This is a genomic window from Pseudoalteromonas sp. J2K-J031, assembly GCF_058197095.2.
In genome coordinates, this window is record NZ_CM200279.1 from 3,715,515 (window position 1) to 3,733,756 (window position 18,242).

Annotated in this window: 12 protein-coding genes; 6 read left to right on the forward strand and 6 right to left on the reverse strand. The window is 41.2% G+C overall.

The window, feature by feature from the left end:
• Positions 1 to 6 precede the first annotated feature (6 nt).
• Positions 7 to 1,242, forward strand: coding sequence for a sensor histidine kinase (locus AC3KZC_RS16925; RefSeq protein ID WP_490578609.1), 1,236 nt, complete (start codon positions 7 to 9; stop codon positions 1,240 to 1,242).
• A gap of 227 nt (positions 1,243 to 1,469) precedes the next feature.
• Entirely contained in the window at positions 1,470 to 3,992 is a 2,523-nt protein-coding gene (locus AC3KZC_RS16930; protein ID WP_490578610.1) for a zinc-dependent metalloprotease, read from the forward strand.
• Between the two features lie 86 nt (positions 3,993 to 4,078).
• Here the strand turns inward: AC3KZC_RS16930 and AC3KZC_RS16935 are convergent, their stop codons facing one another.
• Both AC3KZC_RS16935 and AC3KZC_RS16940 read right to left on the reverse strand, forming a co-directional pair.
• A complete protein-coding gene (locus AC3KZC_RS16935) occupies positions 4,079 to 4,603 on the reverse strand; it encodes a DUF6622 family protein (protein ID WP_490578611.1) in 525 nt (174 codons plus the stop codon).
• Positions 4,604 to 4,928: 325 nt separating this feature from the next.
• The gene (locus AC3KZC_RS16940) at positions 4,929 to 5,852 is read right to left on the reverse strand and encodes a hypothetical protein (RefSeq protein ID WP_490578612.1); all 924 of its coding nucleotides are present in this window, start codon (positions 5,850 to 5,852) and stop codon (positions 4,929 to 4,931) included.
• A 209-nt stretch (positions 5,853 to 6,061) separates the two neighbouring features.
• On the opposite strand from AC3KZC_RS16940, the gene AC3KZC_RS16945 reads away from it, so the two are divergent.
• Together AC3KZC_RS16945 and soxR are read left to right on the forward strand one after the other, a co-directional pair.
• On the forward strand, positions 6,062 to 8,029 hold the full coding sequence (locus AC3KZC_RS16945) for an alpha/beta hydrolase family protein (protein ID WP_490578613.1): 1,968 nt from the start codon (positions 6,062 to 6,064) through the stop codon (positions 8,027 to 8,029).
• A 316-nt stretch (positions 8,030 to 8,345) separates the two neighbouring features.
• On the forward strand, positions 8,346 to 8,807 hold the full coding sequence (gene soxR, locus AC3KZC_RS16950; RefSeq protein WP_490578614.1) for a redox-sensitive transcriptional activator SoxR: 462 nt from the start codon (positions 8,346 to 8,348) through the stop codon (positions 8,805 to 8,807).
• Here the strand turns inward: soxR and AC3KZC_RS16955 are convergent.
• The gene (locus AC3KZC_RS16955; RefSeq protein WP_490578615.1) at positions 8,797 to 9,309 is read right to left on the reverse strand and encodes a TIGR00645 family protein; all 513 of its coding nucleotides are present in this window, start codon (positions 9,307 to 9,309) and stop codon (positions 8,797 to 8,799) included. The two genes, soxR and AC3KZC_RS16955, sit on opposite strands and share 11 nt — an antisense overlap.
• 147 nt (positions 9,310 to 9,456) lie before the next feature.
• Here AC3KZC_RS16955 and AC3KZC_RS16960 point away from each other — a divergent pair, with 147 nt between their 5' ends.
• The gene (locus AC3KZC_RS16960) at positions 9,457 to 12,234 is read left to right on the forward strand and encodes a tetratricopeptide repeat protein (RefSeq protein WP_490578616.1); all 2,778 of its coding nucleotides are present in this window, start codon (positions 9,457 to 9,459) and stop codon (positions 12,232 to 12,234) included.
• 19 nt (positions 12,235 to 12,253) lie between these two features.
• On the opposite strand, the gene AC3KZC_RS16965 is transcribed toward AC3KZC_RS16960, so the two are convergent.
• A complete protein-coding gene (locus AC3KZC_RS16965; RefSeq protein WP_490578617.1) occupies positions 12,254 to 12,853 on the reverse strand; it encodes a GNAT family N-acetyltransferase in 600 nt (199 codons plus the stop codon).
• 48 nt (positions 12,854 to 12,901) lie between these two features.
• Positions 12,902 to 13,624, reverse strand: a complete 723-nt coding sequence (locus AC3KZC_RS16970; RefSeq protein WP_490578618.1) for an SIMPL domain-containing protein — start codon at positions 13,622 to 13,624, stop codon at positions 12,902 to 12,904.
• A gap of 165 nt (positions 13,625 to 13,789) precedes the next feature.
• Between AC3KZC_RS16970 and argA the strand changes: the two genes are divergently transcribed.
• Positions 13,790 to 15,130 (forward strand): amino-acid N-acetyltransferase, encoded by a 1,341-nt coding sequence (argA, locus tag AC3KZC_RS16975; protein WP_490578619.1) that lies wholly within the window; start codon positions 13,790 to 13,792, stop codon positions 15,128 to 15,130.
• Positions 15,131 to 15,184: 54 nt separating this feature from the next.
• On the opposite strand, the gene AC3KZC_RS16980 is transcribed toward argA, so the two are convergent.
• Positions 15,185 to 18,007, reverse strand: a complete 2,823-nt coding sequence (locus AC3KZC_RS16980; protein ID WP_490578620.1) for a TolB family protein — start codon at positions 18,005 to 18,007, stop codon at positions 15,185 to 15,187.
• Positions 18,008 to 18,242 lie beyond the last annotated feature (235 nt).

An 18,242-nucleotide genomic window follows, 5' to 3' on the forward strand; every position in this document is an offset into this window, starting at 1 on the left:
GGGCCAATGACACGGTTAACACAACAGCGCAAAGTCAGTGCGATCATAACCTTGGTCATGTTACTTATTGGCCTGCTGATTTTGTGGGTGATGAAACTACATGCATTTAGCGCCCTTACACTTGCTACTGCAAGCCTCGTGATCGGTTATGGCTTAAGCTGGCTGGGATACCGCATTTATCATTTTTGGCAGCAACCTCAGCTTGATTTAATTGCGTTTTGCCAAACTAAAATTGAAGGTGAATCAAATATTTCACTGCAATTTGCCAATAAAACCAGTTTAAATCAGCAGTTAGCCGATGCCATTACGAGCTTAAGTGAGCAAAAACAGCAACCCAACCCCCTTAATCACGCACTTTGGCAGCAAGTATTTAATTTATGGTCAGCGCCGCTGGTGATTTTTGATCAGCAACTTAACCTGCTGTTTTGTAATTTAGCCTTCAAGCAACATTACAAGCACCCTATTCTAGCCAAACAAAACGCACATGCTTTGGGCTTTACACACACACAAAACCAGCTTTCACACCCTGACTTTCAAACACCGTGGCATTGCTCAACCTTATTACACGGCGAAGGCGAACAACAACTTTGGATTTTTACCGCCACTAATATTGCCATGCCACTGGAGCAACAGCGCCGCCAAAGCCAAAATGATGTTATTCGTATTCTCAGTCATGAAATTCGCAACTCACTCACTCCCATCGCCTCGATGTCTGACACATTGCTTACAGCACCTGATTTACCGCACGCCCAACAGCAAGAAATACTGGAGCGCATCAAAAAGCGCAGTGAATCTTTACTCGATTTTATCCATAATTATGCGATGTTAAGCCACTTACCTTTGGCTAATCCAAAACGCACCAATTTAGCCCACTTATGTCAACAACAAGCAGCTAACTTGGCGATTCCTCTTTGTTATCAAGGGGAGCACTTTGCCACGGTCGACCCCATTTTATTTGAACAATTACTGATTAACCTGTTTAAAAATGCACAACAAGCCAATCCCAATACTCAGCTTAGCTGCCAGTGTTATTTTCAAGATCAGGAGTTTATTTTAGAAATAGCCGATTTAGGCCCAGGCTTTGCTAATTTAGATAACGCGCTCAACCCCTTATTTACCACCAAGGTCAATGGCCAAGGGTTAGGATTAACTTTATGTCGCGACATCATGAATCTACATCAAGGCAACATCGTACTCAGTAACTATAAAAACGGTGCGTTAGTCACCTTGTCGTGGCCATAATTGGTAGCAATCATTGATAGCGATTGTTGATAGTGATAGTTGCAATGGCTGATAGCGATAATACGCGCCCCTTCTGGCCTTCTTGAAGTTACATGCTGTAACACTTTTACCTTATTTTGATGTTCATCACTGCTTTTTGGCGTCCTAGCGCAGGGTGTTTTAGTCACTAAAAAAATTCAGGTACACTGAAAAAACAACACAATGACTATAAAAATCGAGGGATCAGCGTGAAAATTTCAACTATCGCTTTAGCGCTCACTGTTGCATTTAGCACAGTTAATCCGGCACTGGCCGCAGATAAAAAAAACGACAAAGAAAAAAAACCACACACCATCGCATCACTCATCAAAGATAAAACCGCATTTAGCGGCCTGTTTAATCTCTATTTAGATGAAAAAACAGGTAAAAACCTAATGGTGATCAACGCAGCTCAACTCGATACACCCTTTGTTTATTTTGCCCATACCGTTGATGGCGTAACCGATGCAGGTCATTTTCGCGGCTCATACCGTGAAACCAAACTAATTGAGTTTCGCCGCCACTTTAACCGCATTGATATCATCAGCAAAACACCACGTTTTTTGTTTGATGAAAACAGCGCTATCGCCCGCGCCAGTGAGGCTAATATTTCTGAAGCCGTATTAGCTTCTATCGATATTGAAACCGAAGAAAACGGCCAAATTGCCTTTAATGTTGATAAATTATTTTTAAGCGAAGAACTGCACAAAGTCTCACCTTGGACCAACCCTGACGATAAAAATGCTAAAAAGCGCTTTAACGTTGGCAAACTGGATGATAAAAAATCACGCATTATTAAAAATCGTGTTTATGACAACAACCTAGATGTAGTGGTCGATTACGTATTTAGTAACAGCAACCCAAGTGTACGTGGCTCAAACGCAGTGTCTGATGCGCGTTTTGTATCAGTCAAAGTACAGCATTCGTTTGTTGCCTTACCAAAAAACAGCTATCAACCACGTTATGATGATGCCCGTATTGGTTATTTCACCAACCAGTTTGACAACATGACCTCAAGTGATTGGGCGCCGTATCAAGATGTGATTAAACGTTGGGATTTACAGAAAAAAGACCCCAGCGCAGCCCTTTCCGAACCTGTTAAACCTATTACTTGGTGGATTGAAAATACCACCCCTGTTGAATGGCGCGACACCATTAAAGCAGCAGTGCTTGATTGGAATACCTCGTTTGAAAAAGCGGGCTTTAAAAATGCCATTGAAGTTAAAATTCAGCCCGATGATGCAACTTGGGATGCCGGTGATATTAACTACAACGTACTACGCTGGACCTCATCGCCGCGCCCACCTTTTGGCGGTTATGGCCCTGCGCTAGCTAATCCATTGACGGGTGAAATTTTAGGCTCAGACATCATGCTTGAGTTTGTATTTATGCGTAATCGTTGGATTTATGACTCTCTCTTTTCACAAGGTGCAAGCACATTGAGCGACACACCGCTCGAATCAAACCAGCTAAATTGCTCTTTAGGCCATCAATTACAGCAAAATATCATGCTTGCTAATACCTTGGCATCGGGCGCAGATATCGAGCAAAAAGCCATTTTGACGGAAGGGTTACGCCAATTAGTACTCCATGAAGTGGGCCATACGTTAGGCCTTAACCACAATATGAAAGCCTCGATTATGTGGGATGAAAAAGACATTCACGATAAAACCAAAACCCAAGGCATATTAACGGGTTCAGTGATGGACTACAGCCCAGTTAACGTCGCACCGCGCGGTGTGAAACAAGGTGACTTTTTCCAAACCAAACCTGGCCCTTATGATGATTGGGCCATTGAATATGGTTATTCAGCCGCGTTAACCGATGCAGCAGCTGAGCAAGCTCGCTTAGCGCGCATTCTATCTCGCTCAAACCAACATGAATTAGCCTTTGGTAACGATGCCGATGATATGCGCTCACCAGGTCGCCATATTGACCCGCGTGTGATGATTGGTGATATGTCATCTAATGCGGTGGCGTATGCAAGTGATCGTATGGAGCTTGTTGACTCGTTGCTGGGCGAATTAATCAGCAAAGCCCGCATCCAAGGTGAGTCACATCAACAACTGCTGACTTCAGCCAATAACTTATTTGGCCAATACCGCACCCAAGCGGGTGTCATTTCACGTTTCATTGGCGGGGTATATGTTGAACGTAATGTGGTTGGCACCGATGACTCAGTGAAGCCTTATACGCCAGTGCCTGCAGACATTCAAAAAGCGGCCATGAATACGTTGGCGAAAAAAGTGTTTGCACCAGAAACACTTGCGAACATGAAGCCACTGTATAACTACATGCAACAACAACGTCGTGGTTTTAATCATTACGGTAAAAATGAAGACCCACAAGTTCATAGCATGCTGTTAAATATGCAAAAATCGGTATTAGACCAGTTGTTACACAAAAATGTATTAACCCGTATTTCAGATACTGCGTTATACGGCAACCAATACAGCTTATCTGAGTTTATGAATGACTTAACCAGCAGCATTTTTGTGCCTGCAAAAACGGCTAACTCGATGAGCCATAATTTACAAATTAATTATGTTGAACGCTTAATTGCCATCGCTGGCCTTGGCAAAGCTTCAAGTCACGATAATTTAGCCCGTGCCGCTGCACTGGCCCAGCTACACGCTATTTTGGATTCAAGCACGCCTTGGGGTGCTAGCCAAGATGCTAAAGCACAAAAAGCCTATGTTAATCTCTTGATTGAAAAAGCGCTTAAAGCGTAACTAAGTGATTAAAATGAGCTAGAAAAAAAGGCCGCGTTGATGAATCAACTCGGCCTTTTTTTATTTAAAATCATTAATACATTCGCTTAAGCTGCGGCTGTTTTTGCCGCTTTTAATGCTTTTAACGCATAACGTTTTGATTGCCACACTGCGGTAGCTCGCACCACAAATGACCCACTTAGCACGCCATACAGCGCACAAACCACCAACATAAAAATCGGCTCAGTGCTCAGCGCATGCTGCTGCGCTTGTAATACCGCGACCGTATATTTAGTAAAAAAGATGGTCATCATTAACAGTAGTGGCACCCAACTGCCTTTTAGATGAAAAGTATGGCTAGCAACATCATATTCAGCTCGTTTGGTTAACCTAAATAACCAGTTAAACATCAGTGCTGTAACAACGCCCACCATCCAAAATACAATCGTCAACAAGGTCACACCAAACCCACTGATCACACCTAATAAAGATAAAACCAACATTGCGATTGGCAATATGATTACCATTCGCTCTGGCACTTGGCGTTCTTTACTTTGTTTTAAGCCAAAAAAAACTAATACGCCAAACAAGACAAACACCCAAATTGGGGTGTGAGAAATAATCTCGCCCATGCTCATTTCCTCTTCTTATTTTTATAAATGCACCCTAAATACTAGGAGCGACCTACGTTTATAACCTAAGAACAAACTAAATAACAATTAATTTTATTATTAAAAATGAGCAGCTAGATAAACATCAAGACGTAAAAATCCAGATAACATCAGATATGTAAACGTTTAAAATTGTGCACCGGAGTGTGAGCAAAAAGATTAATAAATGGCACATTAAGACCTAAGCCATTAATTTTCATCACCTCTGTTTTGGCTAAAGGTAGGTAATCTCAATATTTACTTTTAATTCAATAATCATTGTTAAACATCTTATCCAGAACTGAGGCTAAATACTCGCAGCCAAATCATCTTGCGGTTTGTCTTCGGTCGCAAACTGCACTAACTCAACTAAAAGGCGGCCATGCATCGGGGTAAACCCTGTTTTGGCGAGTTTTTTTTCTAAATAAAGGGCAAAGTTTTTACGGCGAGTATGCTGCTCTTTAATGCTTGATAACAACTCATGCTGTTTTTGATTAATTAATGGCGCTTGATAAATAGGGTCTTCATCTGGCCAATCTTGCACAGGCACGCCTTTATGCTGAAAAACAAAATTCGATAAGGTGCGGTCAATGCGGCCATAGTCGGTTTCGCCGAGCAATATTTCAATCTCTTTGAGCAAGCTGCCATAAAGAATACGCGGAAAAAGCTTGTAAAAATCATGGTTCCGATACGCTTCCCCCGCTGGCGTTTGCTGCCAATCACCAAAAGCAGATTTAAGTGCATGCACAAAAATCCGCCCAACATAATGGCTTTTTTGGCACGAAACACCTTCTTTTTCAAGCCGAGTCAGCACGTGATTTAAACGCTCGCGGTAGCTTCGCAGCTCCGCTTTTTGCTCGCCATTTTGTTGCTCTAAAGTTTGAATGTCGCTTGCACTTTGGCTTAATAATTGTTCAAGCTTGGCAATTTTAAGCTGCGCACTGTGAAATAAATCGCGGGTATCTTTTAGTTCAACCAACAAACTTGCATGTTTTAACTTAATAGTCTGATCGGTGCTAGCCGAAAAAGGCGTTGTAGGTTCAAGCTGGGCATGAGCGCGCTTAATTGCTTGACTGATTTTGCGCTCAATCACCTCGCCCGACTGACTACCTTTTAGCAATGTATTCAACTCTGTCGAAATATGGTGTTGATACCACTGCTGAATTTGCAGGTATTGTGTCTGCGATAAATTAGCAAAAGGGTTATCAGCACTGATAGGTTTATCGGGCATGTAACGCTCCATGTAAGCGCAGCACAGCTGAGCAATTTTTATTTTTGTGGCTTCAATTATACGACAAACCTCACTAATCGCGAGCACAAATAAACAAACCGATAAAAGGAACAAATATCTTGCTTTAGTACAGTAAAAATTTACTATACAGCTGATAAATAGCGATATTTATTTAAAACAAGACCCTCTACAAAATTATAAGGAACATAATGAAAAAAATAATAAGCCTTGGCTTTTGTTTAATTTTAGCTTTCCCGAGCGTTGCTAACATATTACCCGTTGAGCTGTTTAGCAAAAAATCACAATTTAGCCAGCTCAAAATATCTCCCAAAGGCACTTATTTTAGTGCGATAACCCAAGAGGCACCGGGCAAAGAAGGTAAAAACACCCTCATTATTTTTGACCGAAAAACCCTCAAACCTATTCATACGGTTTTTTTCCAAGCGAACGCTCAAGTTGGCAATTATCAATGGTCGAGTGATTCACGCGTGGTACTTGAAAAAGAATACATTCAAGGCTGGCATGACCACCCAAGAAGCCAAGGTGAATTGTTTGCGGTCAATGCCGACGGCACCAAACCGCAATACGTTGTTGGCCACGAGCCCGAGCAGCAACTTGGTAGCAACATCAAAAAGCGTGAGGCGCTACGCGCATTTTCTAAAATTCTCGACCCGTTAATAAATGATGATAAACATATTTTAATCAGCTCACACCCTTGGAGTGGTGAATACAAAGAAAGTGAAACCTATGTTGATGTGTACAAGGTTAATACCTTTAATGGCAAGCTTAAAAAAATAACCCGAGCACCGGCACAAATGGCCCAGTACCTTACCGATCGACAAGGTAATGTTCGCCTTGCGACCGCCTCAAAAGATTACATTTACTCTGACTTGTATATTCTTGACCAAAAATCAGATACGTGGCAATTAAACCAATCGATTGCTAAAGGCATGCGCAATTTACAGCCGTTAAGTTTTGATTTGTCAGGTGACAATATTTTGGCCCTTGCATCGAAAGAAGGTGAGCCTGAAGGTCTTTACAAAATTAACCTTGCCTCTGGAGAATCTCAACTACTGAGCCAGCACGACCATGTATCACCGAGCAGAGTATGGATTGATGACACAAACAAAGAAGTGTTTGCGGTTGAATATGAAGCCGGTTACCCAACTTATGAGTTTATTAATCAAGATTCAGCCATGACTGCACGATTAAAGGCTCTTTTGGCATATTTTCCTAATCAACAAGTACGAATAGTTAGTAGCTCAAAAAATAACAAAGCGAGTATCGTGGCTGTATTTAGTGATACCAACCCGGCTGAGTTTTATTTATTTGATGCTGAAAAAAATAAAATTAGCTTTTTAGCCAAAGCCTTTGCAGAAATTACCCCTGAACAAATGAACACCGTATTGCCGATCAATTATAAAGCCAGAGACGGCCTGACTATTTATGGTTATTTGACCCTACCAAAGGGAAAAGAAACCAAAAATCTACCCTTAGTGGTAATGCCTCATGGTGGCCCTCATGGCCCACGAGACTACTGGGGATTTGATGCCACAGCCCAATTATTAGCCAATAGAGGCATGGCGGTGCTGCAAGTAAACTTTCGTGGCTCCGGTGGTTTTGGCAGTAATTTTGAAGCTGCCGGTTATCAAAAATGGGGCGCTGAAATCCAATTTGATATTTTAGATGGCGTACAACATTTAATTTCGCAAGGCACAGTCAACAAAGACAACATGTGCATGATGGGGGCAAGTTTTGGCGGCTATTCTGCATTGCAAAGTGCGATATTATCGCCAAACCTATTTAAATGCGCCATTGGCGTGGTTGGGGTGTATGACTTACCTTTGATGTTTAAAGAAGGAGATATTGCCGAAAATAAAGCAGGTATTAATTACTTAACCGCTGTATTAGGGCAAGACACACAGCAACTACAAGCGTTTTCACCTAGTTACAACATCGATAAATTAACAGCCCCGGTATTAATCGTTCATGGCGGTGAAGATAAACGAGCGCCGTTAGAGCAAGCTGACTCGTTAATCGCGGCAATGAAAAAGCACAACCACCCTTATGAGTATTTATTACTTGAAGATGAAGGCCATGGCTTTTATTTAGCTAAACATCGTCAAAAGTATTTTGAAACTGTACTGGCGTTTTTAGATAAACACTTAACGCTATAACCCGCCAATAAGATTAAGCCGCAGTAGTAAACTCGCGGCTTAATCGCCCACCTCAAGCACCAATTAATGAAGGAGCGCTGAAGTGTTTTAGCCCGAACCAGCCATATAATGCATGCGCTTCGCTTCATGAAGACTTAACACCACAGCTAACTACTCAATACCGCGCTTTAATCACGTAGTAACTATTTTTCATAAACCTTCCGAACTATTTTGTTGATAAATCATTTTTGTTACTGTGTGAGCATACTTAAAACCTCAGCATAACTTGAGGTAAAGTCATTATTTTTAAAAATTTTACATTTTTTAAGGAATAGCAATGCAAGAAGAGGCAAATTTAAGTGTCGGAATAGTAGCGAAACGCACCGGCGTAGCTGTATCGACACTGCATTTTTACGAGCAAAAAGGGTTAATTTCCAGCTTACGTAATCAGGGGAATCAACGCCGCTTTAAACGCGATGTCTTACGGCGAATTGCGATTATTAAAGCAGCCCAGAAATTTGGGGTGAGCCTTGATGAGATTAAACTGGCGTTTGATGCCCTACCTAATAAACGCAACCCAACAAAAGATGATTGGTCACAACTTGCAGCGCAGTGGCAAAAACTACTCGAAGATAAAATTAACGCTATGACACAGCTAAAAAATAATATTGCAGGGTGTATAGGCTGCGGCTGTTTATCACTGATCCATTGTCCAATTTATAATGAAGATGACAAACTCGCCGCACAAGGTGATGGTGCACACTTACTGTTTACCGACCATTACCCTGTTAATGATTGACGGTTTTACTGTTGATGTAATCGGTGACAGAAAATAACACACCCGAAACTACAAACGTCATGTGGATCAATACTTTCCAAAAAAGCTCTTCTTCAGTGTGCTGAACAGAATTGACAAACACTTTGAGTAACTCCACTGCAGAAATAGCGACTATGGCGCTAATAAGCTTGATTTTTAACCCAGAAAAACCAACCTTGCCCATCCAGCTTGGCTTATCTTCGTGCTTATCAATATTGAGTTTAGAAACAAAGTTTTCATAACCACTAAAAATAATAATTAATAAAAGCCCAGCCAATAAAGCAGTATCAACTAAGGTTAAAATATTAATCAGCATTTGATCGTTTGTTGCGGTAAATGTATTAACCACCATGTTAAACAACAACTTACAAAATTTAACTAACAACAACAATACGGCAACAAATAAACCAAAAAAGAAAGGTGCTAATAACCAACGGCCAGAAAAAATTAACCCCTCTAATCGCATTTCTAATTTTTCACGCATATCAGTCCTTATTACTTATAAATGTGCTGCACAATAACCGCTTCGTTAAATAAATCAATCAAATTTACCGATAATACAAAGCGAACGACTTTCTTCACTATACTGAACTAATAACGTGATTAATCCATTTAGTTAAAGGTAAGTGACATGATGCCTTTTCGCATTTTATGTATCTATTTTATAGTTATTTTTACCTCATCTTTAACAGCCAAAACGATTGAGGTTTATGATGAGCAGATTAAACAAGCAGTCAATGCACAAAAGATTGAACTCATTGTTAACTTTTTAGAGGACTACTCGCGATATTCCGCCAAAAAATCCATTACCTATGCAGAGCAAGCGCTTAAAATACTCCAAGAGCACCCCAATGTAGAATTTGAAATTAACATCTATGCCCATCTTGCTGTGGCGTATAGCTCGATTGGCAATCAAGCAGAGGCTCTGGCGCTCGCTGAACAAGCCTTAGAGCGTGCAAAAAACATCAACCATACTCGACTTACCATATTAGCCTACAAAGTAAAAAGTAAGGTTCAAGCCGAACTTAGGCTTTATGATAATGCGTTAGACAATCTGAATATTGCATTGACGCTAGCAGAACAGATTGATGATAACGAATTGCTTGCAAATTTACTCGATGATAAAGGCACCATTTTTCGCCAATTGGCAAAGCTTGATCTTGCACTAAGGGAATACCTCACAGCGCTGGAACTTTATCGCTTTAAAGAAAACAAAGCTAAAATGGCCGAATCGGTTGGTTATATAGGCTCTATCTACAGAACCTCCGGCGACCTTGAAAAAGCGCTAAAATATCAACTTGAAGCACTTAAATTAAAGCAAGATTTAGGCGATATTCGCTCACTAGCTACTCAATATAATAATACCGCCATCGTCTATAAAGACCTGGGTGATTATGACAATGCGATTAAACTACACCTAAAGTCACTTGAACTGAAAACTCAGCTAAATTACTTACGCGGCATGGTTTTTTCAAACAATAATTTAGGTGAAACCCATCGCTTAGCTGGTAACACACAAACCGCTTTAACATACCTAACAACAGCAAAAAAACTCGCTGAAGAGCTCGGAAATGAAGAACTTCAAGGATCGTCAAATCTGTATTTAGGCCGCTTGTATCGAGACCAAAATGAGTTTACAGAGGCTGAAAACTATCTCCAACAAGCACTGACGATTTTCAATACTACACAAGAACTGTCTCGTCTTGCAGAAACTCATTTAGCAATTGGTAAGCTTCGCTTTGCTCAAGGCAATTACAACATTGCAGTCAATCATGTAGAACAGAGCATTATGTTCGCTGAAAAATCAGAAAAAAATGTCGTATTGCTTGATGCCTACCAATCGCTGGCCGACTTTAACGAGACACTCAAAAACTACCCAAAAGCGCTTGAGTACTTTAAAAAATATACGGTAAAGAACGAAGAAATCTTCAGTAAACAAGCACAATTAAGCACAGGCGCTTTAAGGGTTGAATTTGAAGTCGACCAAAAGCAACGAGAAATTGAGGGTCTCAAACAAAAAAACACCATTGCCCAATTAGAACTCTCTCACCAAGAATCTACAAAAAATACCTTATTACTGAGTAGCATGTTGATTTTTTTAGCAGCCCTATTTGCCGTATTTTTATACCTCAAGCATAAAAAGCATCAGGCACAAGAATCCGTTTTGGCAGCCATTAAAGAAGGTAAAAAAAGGCTCAAATTGGCCCTATGGGGCAGTGGTGATGAGTTATGGGATTGGGATCTTATCACTGGCGTTATTTCTCGTGAAAATACCTTTTGTAATACGGCATTACCAACCAATCACATTGGTAATTCAATGATTGCTATGGAACAAAACATACACCCTGATGATTTTGAGAATGTAAAAAGCAAATTTAATCAGCATGTTTTTGAAAATGTAACCGATTACTTTGAAGCCAGTTATCGCATTAAAAACCAAAATCACCAATGGCTTTGGGTGCTTGATAGAGGAAAAGTTGTGGAGCGCGATCAAGAAGGCAAAGCACTGCGCATATCAGGCACTTTGCGAGATATATCATTATTAAAACAACATGAAACCTCATTAAAGCAACTTAATAGCGAGCTTGAGCAGCGAGTCGAAGAGCGCACCTCTGACTTACAAAAAACCAACGCGGAGCTCTCAGTTACTTTAAACGCCCTCACCGAAACACAAGATAAGCTGATAGAGGTAGAAAAAATGGCCTCTTTGGGGCATTTAATTACAGGAATTGCACATGAAATGAATACCCCCATTGGTACGTGTGTCACTGCAACCTCTATTTTAGGCGAGGTGATACATGATCTTGATGTGCAAATTATCGAAAACAAACTCACTCGTTCAAACTTACTCAATGGCCTTGAAAGATTAAAACACAGCGAATCATTGATCAGTAAAAATGTAGGTAAAAGCGCAGACCTTATTTTACAATTTAAGCAAATTGCCAGCACCTCACAGCACAAGTCAACGTTTGATCTCGCACATTTAGTGAGAACAAAATTAATGGTATTTCAAAATCAAAACCCGACTACCGTTTGCACTCAATTTGCTCTCAGCGACCCTATTACGATCCATAGTTTTTCTAGTAGTTTTGATATGATTGTGGATATTTTATTACTCAATAGCCTTCAGCATGGGTTCAACTGTGAAGCCCCTTTAAATATTTCAGTTGATATAGTCAAACAAGAGTCACACTTGCTGTTAATTTTTAAAGATGATGGCAAAGGAGTTAATGGTGAAGATGCAGAAAAAATATTCGAGCCATTTTTTACCACTAAACGCAACCAAGGCAACATAGGCCTGGGTTTACACATTCTTTATAATCAAGTTACTCAGCAACTTAAAGGGAGTATTCGCTTTCAACAAAATACCCCTCAGGGAGTCATTTTTACTATCACTGTTCCATTGTAATGTCGTTATGGAGCAAGACTTAACTACTTTTGGTAGCCGAAGTATTTAAGCGTGAGATCAAATTATTTTTAACCGCAGGCCACTCGCTGGCAATAATTGAATAAACGACCGTATCGCGAATTGAGCCATCTGCTAAAATTTGATGGCTTCGCAAAATACCATCTAATTTGGCCCCTAAACGCTCAATCGCAGTACGTGAGGTTTGGTTAAAAAAATGAGTCCGAAACTCGACCGCAATTGCCTTATGCTCTTCAAATACATAGCGCAGCATTAAGAGTTTAGTTTCGGTATTAACGCCTGTGCGACACACGCTTGCGCTATACCAAGTATAGCCAAGCATCACACGTCGATGAGCACTATCAAGATTATAAAATCGCGTTGTGCCTACAATTTTATTGGTTTCTTTACAATATACAGCGTAAGCAATATTCCCAAGTGGCATGTCATCTAATGCACGCTGAACATATTGAGCCATTTGCTCTGGCTTAGGCACGTTGGCATACCACAAGCGCCAATATTGGCCATCATTCACCGCTTCGGTTAGTTGCTCAATATGGCTTACATCAAGCGGGATGAGCTCGACAAGCTGACCTGATAAAATACGCTTACTTAATTTCATTATGGTTCTTCACCTTTTTAATTCACCTTGCTAGCCAACCCAACGTAGCTATAAAGGTACAGTTAAATCAAAAACTGCATACACTGTTGCGCTAAAGGTCAGTGTTTCGGGCAAATACTGCCCTTCAACACCTGCGCTCGCCGTTTTATATAAGCCATCTTCCATCATGCCGCGATGCTGCCCATATTGAAACTGCGGCGCTTGTACTTGGCTGTTAATACTATAAATTTTACCCAGCGATGCATTAAATGCTTTTGCGAGTGCTTGGCCTTGCTCAGTGGCATCTTGCACGGCTAACGCACTGGCTTGCTGTTGCAGCTGTTTAGCTTGTGATGACTTAAATTCAATATTATTTACTTGGTCAATCTCAATGCCTAATGCAAAATTAATGAGTTCACTTACCTGATTAATATCCTTTAATGAAACTTTTAAATTTCGATTAGCCCGATAACCCACAGTACGTTGCTCACCACTGTCTAAATATTGGATCATTGGCGAAGTCGCCAATTGCGACGCAGACACATCATCGGTTTTAAGATTAAATTTATCTATTCCAGCTAAAAATTGATTCACTTTTTGATCAATCTCTTGCTTGGCAGCTAAACTTGTTTTTTGTTGGCTTTTTACTTCTAAATTAATAATCGCCAAATCTGGTTTCGCACTGACTTGGGCTTGCCCATTAACAGCAATATGGCGACTATTTGGTAACGCTGTGTTGGCAAACGCGCAAAAACTTAACAGCGACAAGCTAAATATTAATATGTTTTTCATACAATTTGATTCCTAAATATTTTATTGAGTATAAGCATGAGCCGTTATAGATGACATTAAATTACCGTAAACTGAACAAAAATCAGGATTATTACTTTACACTGCATACAAATTCACTATTATTGCATGTTCTCTCAAAAATCAACAAACTGGACCCCTACGACTATGGTTATAAACACTGCGAGAACCACTGAACTCGTTGAAGGATTTCGCCAATCAGCACCTTACGTTAATGCGCATCGCGGCAAAACGTTTGTATTAATGCTCGGTGGCGAAGCAGTTAACCATGCAGGCTATCGTAGCATTATCAATGACATAGCCTTATTAAACAGCTTAGGCATTAAAACAGTCTTAGTTTACGGTGCCCGTCCGCAAATCGATAAAGCATTAAAACAAGCCAACATTCAAAGTGAGTTTCATCAAGGCGTTCGCATCACTGATGATGAGTCATTTACCTTAATTAAGCAGGTTGCAGGCGCTTTACAACTCGATTTAACTGCCCGTTTATCGACCAGCTTAAGTAACACTCCTATGTCTGGCGCGCAAATTAATGTTGTGAGCGGTAACTTTGTTATCGCACAACCGCTGGGCGTATCTGATGGGGTTGATTATTATCATTCAGGTCGTGTACGACGCATTGATGTTGAAGGTATACGCCGTCAATTAAATAACAGCGGCTTAGTGCTATTAGGCCCAGTAGCAGCCTCGGTAACAGGTGAAAGCTTTAACCTGACCGCAGAAGAAGTCGCCACTCAAATTGCGATTAAACTCAAAGCCGACAAAATGATTGGTTTTTGCTCTGAAAACGGTATTTTGAATGATTTAGGAGATGTAATTCCTGAACTCATGCCTAACGATGCTGAAGCCGAGCTTGTTAAATATCAGCAAGATCCTGATGAATGCGCCAGTACAACAGCATTTTTGGCCGCCAGTATTGAAGCGTGCCGCAATGGTATTCCGCGTTGCCATTTAGTCAGTTATCACCAAGATGGTGCTTTGCTACAAGAGCTATTTTCACGCGATGGTATCGGTACACAAATTGTAACGCAAAGCGCCGAAGTCTTGCGCCGTGCAACAATTGCTGACATTGGTGGTATTTTAGATTTAATTCGCCCACTAGAAGAGCAAGGCTATTTAGTGCGCCGCTCACGCGAACAGCTTGAAATTGAAATTGAACAATTCACTATTATTGTGCGTGATGGCTTAATTATTGGTTGTGCTGCGCTTAACCCATTTGAAGAAGAGCAAGCCGGTGAATTTGCCTGCTTAGTGGTGCACCCGCAATATCGTGATGCCGATCGCGGTTCAGTCTTGCTTCGCACCGTCATTCAACAAGCTAAGTCATTACATTACAAAACTTTATTTGCCCTAACCACTCGCAGCATTCATTGGTTTTTAGAGCACGGTTTTGAATTCGCCAATGTAGAAGATTTACCTGAAAAGAAAAAATCGCTGTATAACTATCAGCGTCGTTCAAAAATTTTGGCATTAAAGCTCAATCAATAATTTGTGCTATTTCAAATAAAAACAGCAGCCTAAGCTGCTGTTTTTATTTATCTCTTACAAACTATACCACAAGCCAAACCAACCTCTCACTTCATCTTCAATGGTTTCACCTGTTACTTTTACAACCCCAAAGTTAATATTAAGGTCATTGATAGCTGCAGGCCCTAAACCAAAACTCACTTTTTGCTGCCATTTAACACCGTAACTGTCGGCAAATTCTTGGCCATCCATTTTATAGTGTTGATAATAAAACCACGGCGCTCCTGCTTTTACACTCATGCCAGCCGATACCGACTCAAACTCTTCACCCGAAATCGTCCAAAATGGCAACTCAGGCGCAATCACATATTCAGCATGGGCATCGGCTTTAATTAAGGTTGATTCAAAACCACCCAAACTCACAGCACTGTCGGTACGCGAACGTTTTTGATATTCACCGTACAAAGGTAAGTGCCACGCCTTACCAAATAACGCAGCGCTTAAGTCATAACCATGCCAATCTTGGCCGTCGTTATCGCCTTCATACGCGCGAGCTTTGAGTGATTGACCAATTGCAAACTTTTGCCAATCACGTTGCCATTGTTGGTCAATGCCCACTCGCAACCATTGTGCATCGTGTGCGTCATAATCACTGTAGTTGTAAGCGACATGACTGGTGAGTACAAATTGATCGTTCCGATATGGATAACTCATTTGCGTATAAATACCTGATGCTTTAATGCGCGCACCTGTACTTTCTGAGTGTTGTTTTTGCTTAGCTGCGTTGAGGTCATAACTAAATACATGAGCATTCAGCTCAACCGCAAGCGCTTGATAATTTAGCTCAGCATACGCTCCCGAGAGCGCACTTTTGGTATCAAATGCACCACCCACTTGCCATGTCAGCTGATTTAAAAAGTCGCCCCCTTTAATACCAAGCTGAAGCAAGGTCGTGGAGGCGCTGGCATATTGCTCACCGATATTAATAGTTATATTTTGCTCAGTTGGGTCGTAGTTTTTACTTTCACCTATGTCTTGCTGATAAATTTTGGCTGCCGGTAAAATATGCGCTTGAGCTTGGCGAGTATCTGCCACTAATACTTCAGCGCGCGCAGTGACTTCTATAACAGCTGCATCGGCAGCCAACTTATACAAATCAGGCCCTTGTGAATTAATGGCTTGGTACAAAATGCCGCCATCTTGCATTGGCATTGGATACGCAGTGACTTGCTGCCCTTGAGTGAGCTGCACTAAGCGATCGCCGGCAAAGTCATAGCGGTAGATGTTGGTTTCGCCCGCGACACCGGCCACATAATAAATGCTTTGCCCATCAGCCGACCAAGCAGGATACGATAAAAATTGATAACCGGCTGGCATTGGCACTTGACTTAGCGTGTGATCATCAAGATTTTTGATCCACAGCGCCCAATTTTCATTTAAAGCGGTTTTTAAATACGCCAGCTTATTTTGATGAACGATAGGAAAGTCATACACAGTGGCTAAATCTTTGCTGGTAATTTCAGTCACAACACCGCTACTTAAATCAACCTTCACCAATTCTGAATAACCAAATTGTGCGCGTTCCGCATAAGCGGTAGTTTTATCGCCACTAATAGAAAAACGACGCAGATTGGCCAACTCAGTTAGTTGCTCTACTTTTCCTGAGTTTGTATCGTAACGAAATAAGTCTTGATGGCGGGTATTAAGCTCATTATTCGCCACGCTGAATGCACCAAAAATAAGGGTGTCATTATCAAGCCATTGCGGGTTCATAATGCCTTTTTGATCAATTTGCTGCAGCACGTTTTTTTCTTCACGAGCAAATACCGTAGGTGCTTTATCGGCAATATCTTTTGGGTCATCCGCTAAAATTTCTTGCTGCTTTTTGCTGAACTCTTGCGCTGCTTTTTGGTTATCCGCCGTGGCAAAAATATTTAACTGAGTATTCCCTTTTTTATCAACGCTCACCATGGCAATTTTATCTTGCTCTGGCGATAGGTTAGGGCTTTGCTGAATATGGTTTAAATCAAACCAGAGGTCAGTTTTTAATTCGGTTTGCTGTTGTTCTTTCGCTAATGTTTTGTAGGTGTACTCGGCAACAAAACGACGATACAGCGTTTGTGCAGGTTGGCCAAACGCACCTTTAAACGCTTCTTCAAAATCACGACTTTCGACGGCCTGTAAACGCGTCCATACTGCATCTAAGGTTGCTTTATCAAAGGTATCTTCTAACCATTGTAAATAACGCACGCCCACTAAATACGCCATTGAGCCTGTCATATAGCCACCTTCAGTGGCGCTCAACTGATCATAAGTCGGCAACATGCCTTCTTTGGCAAATTGGCTTATCAGCGATTCAACATAATTATCGTGCAGACGGCCACGACCCGTCATTTGAGATTCAAGCAAGGTAGCATAACCCTCAGCTGCCCAGCGTGGTACTTGCATGCCCTGTGCGACATCGTACAAACCAAATGCATTACGCACCGTTTGTTTCCATTCACTGCGACTTGGTTGCGCTAGGTGAACTAAATGAATGTATTCGTGCAACGCTAAAAGTTGCTGCCAACCTGAGCTGTTCGAGATCACGGTATCTGATTGAGGTGGCGTGGCAAAAAAGGCCATTAGCGGCTGGTTACTGGCTGGAATTGCAAAGCCATTAGGCTGATTAAAAGGGTCAAAAACCAGTACATCTACTTTTTTATCTAAGGAGCGGTTTTGTTGTTCAAGCACTTTGGTGCGAACAATTTCAAGCTCATTGGCGGCTGAGCGCGCCCAATCTTGATACTCTTTGCTGAAATGCACCTTAAAATTTTCGGTTTCAATGGTTTGCCACTGTGAATTAGCGTGAGCATTTAAGCTAAAGGCAACACTTAAGGCGAGGAGTGTTTTTTTCATTATTATTCCTGTTGTTTAAAGTCCAAACACAAGCCGCAGTCTAAATTAACTATTCACACGGCATACTACAAAATGACAAATGGCCTAATTACCCGATAAACGGTAAAAAAGCCGCAAAGCGGCTTTAGGGGAATCAAGTGTGCTATAAATCAACGTTTATACCCTATGGATTTCAAGAGGCTCGTAGGTGGCAAGTGACTGAATCCTCATGAGCATAGAGACACTATGTACTGAG

What these genes read in the sequence shown, in the direction of transcription:
- AC3KZC_RS16925 (WP_490578609.1), top strand. Translation starts at nt 7, where the DNA reads ATGACACGGTTAACACAACAGCGCAAAGTCAGTGCGATCATAACCTTG.
- AC3KZC_RS16935 (WP_490578611.1), bottom strand. Translation starts at nt 4,603, where the DNA reads ATGGGCGAGATTATTTCTCACACCCCAATTTGGGTGTTTGTCTTGTTT.
- AC3KZC_RS16940 (WP_490578612.1), bottom strand. Translation starts at nt 5,852, where the DNA reads ATGCCCGATAAACCTATCAGTGCTGATAACCCTTTTGCTAATTTATCG.
- AC3KZC_RS16945 (WP_490578613.1), top strand. Translation starts at nt 6,062, where the DNA reads ATGAAAAAAATAATAAGCCTTGGCTTTTGTTTAATTTTAGCTTTCCCG.
- soxR (WP_490578614.1), top strand. Translation starts at nt 8,346, where the DNA reads ATGCAAGAAGAGGCAAATTTAAGTGTCGGAATAGTAGCGAAACGCACC.
- AC3KZC_RS16955 (WP_490578615.1), bottom strand. Translation starts at nt 9,309, where the DNA reads ATGCGTGAAAAATTAGAAATGCGATTAGAGGGGTTAATTTTTTCTGGC.
- AC3KZC_RS16960 (WP_490578616.1), top strand. Translation starts at nt 9,457, where the DNA reads ATGATGCCTTTTCGCATTTTATGTATCTATTTTATAGTTATTTTTACC.
- AC3KZC_RS16965 (WP_490578617.1), bottom strand. Translation starts at nt 12,853, where the DNA reads ATGAAATTAAGTAAGCGTATTTTATCAGGTCAGCTTGTCGAGCTCATC.
- AC3KZC_RS16970 (WP_490578618.1), bottom strand. Translation starts at nt 13,624, where the DNA reads ATGAAAAACATATTAATATTTAGCTTGTCGCTGTTAAGTTTTTGCGCG.
- argA (WP_490578619.1), top strand. Translation starts at nt 13,790, where the DNA reads ATGGTTATAAACACTGCGAGAACCACTGAACTCGTTGAAGGATTTCGC.
- AC3KZC_RS16980 (WP_490578620.1), bottom strand. Translation starts at nt 18,007, where the DNA reads ATGAAAAAAACACTCCTCGCCTTAAGTGTTGCCTTTAGCTTAAATGCT.